The organism is Rhizobacter sp. P2_H2, assembly GCF_056403375.1.
Map to the genome: position 1 here is coordinate 1 of NZ_JBFUFP010000507.1, position 3,840 is coordinate 3,840.

The 3,840-nt window shown below is 70.6% G+C and carries 2 protein-coding genes and 1 pseudogene; all 3 read left to right on the forward strand.

The annotated features are described in order from the left end of the window. A pseudogene (locus AC1D15_RS21275) lies at positions 1 to 1,091 on the forward strand (hypothetical protein); the annotation flags it as partial. 10 nt (positions 1,092 to 1,101) lie between these two features. Then, positions 1,102 to 1,482: a GPW/gp25 family protein gene (locus AC1D15_RS21280; RefSeq protein WP_047512721.1), complete on the forward strand. Its 381-nt coding sequence runs from the start codon at positions 1,102 to 1,104 to the stop codon at positions 1,480 to 1,482. Positions 1,483 to 1,513: 31 nt separating this feature from the next. Beyond that, positions 1,514 to 3,778 carry a putative baseplate assembly protein gene (locus AC1D15_RS21285; RefSeq protein WP_477827537.1) on the forward strand — a complete coding sequence of 755 codons (2,265 nt, stop codon included), beginning with the start codon at positions 1,514 to 1,516 and terminating at the stop codon, positions 3,776 to 3,778. Positions 3,779 to 3,840: the final 62 nt, after the last annotated feature.

Consider the following 3,840-nt stretch of genomic DNA (forward strand, 5'->3'; position numbering starts at 1 on the left):
GCCTCGCGCTGCGCAGCGACGACAGCCTGCTCGACGAGGACGTGACGGCGATGTACGTGGCGCCGCCCGACGTCTGCAGCGATGCGGGCAAGACGCTCTTCTACGGCATCGTGCCGACCGTCAGCAGCGAGCTGTCCGAGGTCGACGCGGTGTTCGAGTCGGCGCCCGGCGTGGACTTCGGCCCGCAGTCGCAGGCGTTTCGGGCCCAGCTGGTGCTGGCCCTGGGCGGCGATGCGATGGCGCTGCCATTCGCCGGCCAGGCGCTGAGCAAGGACTGGTTCGCGCAAAGCCAGGCTCAGGGTGCCGATGGCACGCTGGTTCGCTTCGTGCTGATGCTGCACCAGCTGGGCAGCCAGTTCAACCTGTTCGACGGCGGCAGCGAAGTCACGCAGCTGAAGCAGGTGCTGCACGGCATCGCGCTGCCGCTGGTGCGCCGCGACAACCAGCCGCAACGCTACGTGCAGGCGGACGACTTCCTCGCCCGTGCCAACACCATCATCCTGCAGGGCGAGAGCGTGCCGGGCGGGGCCGAGATGCCATCGACCTGGCCGGCCTTGCCATCCGACCAGGCAGCGCGCCTGCGCAGCGCGCTGCATGCGGCGATGACGGCGCGCTTCGCGACGATGAAGGGCAAGCAGGGGCGCTTCGACGACGCGGGCGCGCGCTACGTGCTGCGCAGCTTCGTGCGGCTGAAGGCCGAAGGACCGTGTCCCGGCCGCATCGTCTGGAGCGAGGCCAGCGAGCCCTTCACCATCGCGCCCTGGTACGAGGGGGCCGGCGCGCCGCCGGTGCAGATTCCCTTGCCGGATCCGAGCGACAAGAACCTGCTGAAGAGCCTGAAGCCCAACGTCGCCTTCGTGGTGCCGCCCTCGATGCAGAACCTGCTGAACGGCTCCACCTCGGACATCCTCGACGGCAAGGGGTCGACGCAAGGCCTCGGGCTGACGTGGATCTGCGGCTTCAACATCCCGATCATCACGATCTGCGCCTTCCTGGTCCTGAACATCTTCCTGACGCTGTTCAACCTGGTGTTCGGCTGGCTCTTCTTCATGAAGATCTGCCTGCCCTTCCCCAAGATCCCGCCCAAGTAGGAGCGATGCGATGCAGCCGCTGATCGGATGGCCCCTGCTTCCCCTGCCCGACGCACACGGTGCGCTGGCGTGGCCCGAGCTCGCCACCAGCGTGCGAGATGCCATCCGCATCATCCTGAGCACGCGTCCCGGCGAGCAGCTGATGCGCGCCGAGTTCGGCGGCGGCCTGGACCGCATGCTGCATTCGCCGAACAGCGTGGCCACGCGCCGCGAGATGCGCGACCTGGTGGAGAACTCGCTGCAGCGCTGGGAGCCCCGCATCCTGCTCGACGGCGTCGAGGTGTGGGAGGTCGAGGACCAGCCTGGCCAGGTGCGCGTGGAGATCGCCTATCGCCTTGCGCGGACCGGCGCGGCCTCGGCGATGAACGTCACGGTCGACCTGGAAACCTGAACCTTGGCTGCTTCGACGATGGATCACTGACATGCCCATCCTGCCCCCCTCACTCGACGATCGCCGCTTCGACGACCTCGTCGACGACCTGGTCGCCCGCATCCCCGCCCACACGCCGGAGTGGACCCATCCGCGCCTGGGCGATCCCGGCCGCACGCTGATCGAGCTCTTCGCCTGGCTCGGCGACGCGCTGCTGTACCGCGCCAACCTGGTTCCGGAACGCCAGCGCCTGGTGTTCCTGAAGCTGCTCGGCATGGGCCTGCAGCCAGCGCGTCCGGCGCGCGGCATCGTGTCGCTGTCGTTCGCGCAGGACGCCGAGCGCAACGCGCAGCGGCTTGCGCCGCAGGGGCGCCTGAAGGCGGCGATGCCCTTCGAGACGCTGTCGGAGATCACCGTGCTGCCCATCAGCGCCGAGGCCTACATCAAGCGCCCGCTGTCCAGCAGCGAGACTGCCCGGCGCAGCGACATGCTGCAGGGCCTGGCGCAGATCCACCGCATCAGCGGTGCGGTCAAGGCCTATGAGACCACGCCGGTGTTCGCCGGCGGCCGCGCACAGCCGGCCGGGGTCGACGTGTTCGGCACGAGCGCCGACCGCGCCTTGTGGATCGCCTTGCTGGCCCCGCGCGCCGACACGGCGGCCAACCAGCCGGCCACCAACGACGCGGTGAAGTCGGCCCTGGGCGGGCAGGACACCGGCCTGCCCGAACTGCTCTCGATGGGCATCGTGCCCGCGTTGTCCATGCCCACGCTGGACGACAGCAGCAGCAAGCCGGTCCCGGTGCCGGTGTTGTGGGAGATCACCACGCGCGGCCGCAACGACTTCGAGACCGACTACCTGACCCTGGGCATCGAAGGCGACGACACCAGCAAGGGCTTGGCCCGTGCGGGCACGCTGCGCCTGCGCTTGCCCGACGAGAGCCAGATCTGGGCGCCATCGAACGACGTCGGCATCAATGCACGCGCCGGTGTCGGCGATGCGCCGCCGCGCCTGGACGACCCCGACCGCGCGGCCCGCCTGCTCGCATGGATCCGCCTGCGCCCGAAGCCCGGCGAACCGGTGCAGCACCTGCCGCTGGCCTGGGTCGGCATCAACGCGGTCGAGATCGACCAGCGCGCCAGCATGGCCGGCCGCGTGCTCGGCAGTTCCAGCGGCGGTGGCGACCAGGTGTTCCAGTTGCCGCAGGGCTCGGTGGACGCGGACACGCTGCGCATCCAGGTCGAGGAGCCCGGCCGCGGCTACCAGGACTGGACACGCGTCGATGACCTTGCGGCCATCTCCACCGATCCGAACGTGGCGCGCGAGGCTGCCGCCTTCCAGCTGGACGCCGAGGCAGGCACGCTGCGCTTCGGCGACGGCGTGCGCGGCCGCGCGCCCGAAGCGCAGATGCGCGTGCGCCTGGCCTTCGGCCGCTTCGGTGGTGGACGCGCGGGCAACCTGCCCGCCGGATCGCTGACCGAACTGCAGGCCCTGCGCATCGACGGCCAGAACGCGCCGCCGATCAAGGTGCAGCAGCCCTTGCCGCTGAGCGGTGGCGAGGACGCCGAAACCTTGCAGGTGGCCGAGCGCCGAATCCCCGCACGCCTGCGCCACGGCGACCGTGCCGTCACCGAGGAGGACTATCGGCGCCTCGCGATGGACGCCCCGGCGGTCGACGTGGGTCGTGTCGAGGTGATGCCCAGGTTCAAGCCACGCGAACGCCGCTTCGGCGTGCCCGGTGTGGTCAGCGTGCTGGCCCTTCCCTCGGTGCCGCTCGGGCCGGCCCCCAACCCGCGCCCCGACCGGCCTTTCATCGAGCGCCTGCACGCCCACCTGTCGGCACGCACGCCGCTGGCCACCGAGCTGTACGTGATCGGCTGCGACTACGTCCCGCTCGGACTCTCGGTGGCGGTGACGCTGCGCGACGGGTATGCACGCGACAAGGTGCTGCTCGACGTGCGCGAGGCGCTGCGCCGGCTGCTGTGGCCGCTCGCGCCGGGCGGAATCGGCCGCACGGGCTGGCAGCTCGGCCGGGCGGTGCGCAGCCGCGAACTCGAGGTTGAGGTGTCACGCGTCGGTGGCGTCGATGAACTGCGCGGCCTCAACCTCTTCCGCCGCAACGGCAACGACTGGCAGCGCCTGCCGTCGATCGCCGCCGACGGTGCGCAGATCCTGGACCTGCAGCCCTGGCAACTGCCCGAACTGCTGTCGGTGATCGCGGTCGACGGCCCCAACGCGCCGACCGACCTGCGCGCCCTGCCGAATCCCTTCGCCGACGCGAGCGCCATCGCCGTGCCGGCAGTGCCGGAGCTGTGCTGATGGACAGCAACGGCCTGCGCTTCTGGTTGCTCGCGGATGCCACGCATTTCCCGTCGCTGCAG